Origin of the sequence: Lysinibacillus capsici, from assembly GCF_003367505.1 — a bacterium.
Lineage (GTDB): Bacteria > Bacillota > Bacilli > Bacillales_A > Planococcaceae > Lysinibacillus > Lysinibacillus capsici.
This window is the reverse complement of the sequence record NZ_PXXX01000035.1, coordinates 1-1,252: the sequence shown is the minus strand read 5'-3', so window position 1 is coordinate 1,252 and position 1,252 is coordinate 1. Positions and strand designations below refer to the sequence as shown.

13 tRNA genes are annotated in these 1,252 nt (G+C 53.0%); all 13 read right to left on the bottom strand.

Annotation, left to right across the window (positions count from 1 at the left end):
• Positions 1–6: 6 nt before the first annotated feature.
• The 13 genes from C7B89_RS22700 to C7B89_RS22640 all read right to left on the bottom strand — a co-directional run bounded on the left by C7B89_RS22700 (position 7) and on the right by C7B89_RS22640 (position 1,224).
• A tRNA-Glu gene (locus C7B89_RS22700) sits at positions 7–78 on the bottom strand.
• Positions 79–80: 2 nt separating this feature from the next.
• A tRNA-Ser gene (locus C7B89_RS22695) sits at positions 81–171 on the bottom strand.
• 10 nt (positions 172–181) lie between these two features.
• A tRNA-Asn gene (locus C7B89_RS22690) sits at positions 182–258 on the bottom strand.
• Positions 259–262: 4 nt separating this feature from the next.
• Positions 263–339, bottom strand: a tRNA-Ile gene (locus C7B89_RS22685).
• Position 340: 1 nt separating this feature from the next.
• A tRNA-Gly gene (locus tag C7B89_RS22680) sits at positions 341–414 on the bottom strand.
• A 5-nt stretch (positions 415–419) separates the two neighbouring features.
• A tRNA-Phe gene (locus tag C7B89_RS22675) sits at positions 420–495 on the bottom strand.
• Positions 496–554: 59 nt separating this feature from the next.
• Positions 555–630: transfer RNA gene (locus tag C7B89_RS22670), tRNA-Asp, on the bottom strand.
• A 3-nt stretch (positions 631–633) separates the two neighbouring features.
• Positions 634–708, bottom strand: a tRNA-Met gene (locus C7B89_RS22665).
• A 53-nt stretch (positions 709–761) separates the two neighbouring features.
• Positions 762–854 (bottom strand) — tRNA-Ser (locus C7B89_RS22660).
• Between the two features lie 15 nt (positions 855–869).
• Positions 870–946 (bottom strand) — tRNA-Ile (locus C7B89_RS22655).
• A gap of 7 nt (positions 947–953) precedes the next feature.
• Positions 954–1,027 (bottom strand) — tRNA-Met (locus C7B89_RS22650).
• 28 nt (positions 1,028–1,055) lie between these two features.
• A tRNA-Ala gene (locus C7B89_RS22645) sits at positions 1,056–1,131 on the bottom strand.
• Positions 1,132–1,147: 16 nt separating this feature from the next.
• A tRNA-Pro gene (locus C7B89_RS22640) sits at positions 1,148–1,224 on the bottom strand.
• Positions 1,225–1,252 lie beyond the last annotated feature (28 nt).

Below are 1,252 nucleotides of genomic sequence, written 5' to 3'. Positions count from 1 at the left end.
TTAGTATGACCCGTACGGGATTCGAACCCGTGTTACCGCCGTGAAAGGGCGGTGTCTTAACCACTTGACCAACGGGCCCATGGCGGAGAAGGAGGGATTTGAACCCTCGCGCCGGTTACCCGACCTACACCCTTAGCAGGGGCGCCTCTTCAGCCTCTTGAGTACTTCCCCAAAATAAAAATGGCTCCGAAGGCAGGACTCGAACCTGCGACAACCTGATTAACAGTCAGGTGCTACTACCAACTGAGCTACTTCGGAATAATGGTGGGCCTAAATGGACTCGAACCATCGACCTCACGCTTATCAGGCGTGCGCTCTAACCAGCTGAGCTATAGGCCCTTGGAGCGGGTGATGGGAATCGAACCCACGACATCAGCTTGGAAGGCTGAGGTTTTACCATTAAACTACACCCGCATAAATGGTGGGTCAGGACGGAATCGAACCGCCGACACTTAGAGCTTCAATCTAATGCTCTACCAACTGAGCTACTGACCCATTTCGTCCATGCTAAGCTTGCTCACTCTTTTGCTTCTCATGACTTTTATCTTTAAAAATGGCGGTCCCGACCGGGATCGAACCGGCGATCTCCTGCGTGACAGGCAGGCATGTTAACCGCTACACCACGGGACCTTTTGGTTGCGGGGGCCGGATTTGAACCAACGACCTTCGGGTTATGAGCCCGACGAGCTACCACTGCTCCACCCCGCGATAATTTTATGTTGTTTCGAGTTTTTAAAGCACCATTTATAAAAATTTAAAACTGGAGGAGGTAGAGGGATTCGAACCCCCGCGCGGTGTTACCCGCCTGTCGGTTTTCAAGACCGATCCCTTCAGCCAGACTTGGGTATACCTCCGTTACAATATATAAATGGTGGACCTTGCAGGACTCGAACCTGCGACCGGACGGTTATGAGCCGTCTGCTCTAACCAACTGAGCTAAAGGTCCTTTAAGATGGCGGCAGAGGGGATCGAACCCCCGACCTTACGGGTATGAACCGTACGCTCTAGCCAGCTGAGCTACGCCGCCAGGATCTTTATACTGGTTAATTTACTTATGGTGGAGCCTAGCGGGATCGAACCGCTGACCTCCTGCGTGCAAGGCAGGCGCTCTCCCAGCTGAGCTAAGGCCCCATAATCTTTTTGGAAATGGTCGGGAAGACAGGATTCGAACCTGCGACCCCTTGGTCCCAAACCAAGTGCTCTACCAAGCTGAGCTACTTCCCGTTGTTCTTTTGGCGCGCCCGACAGGAGT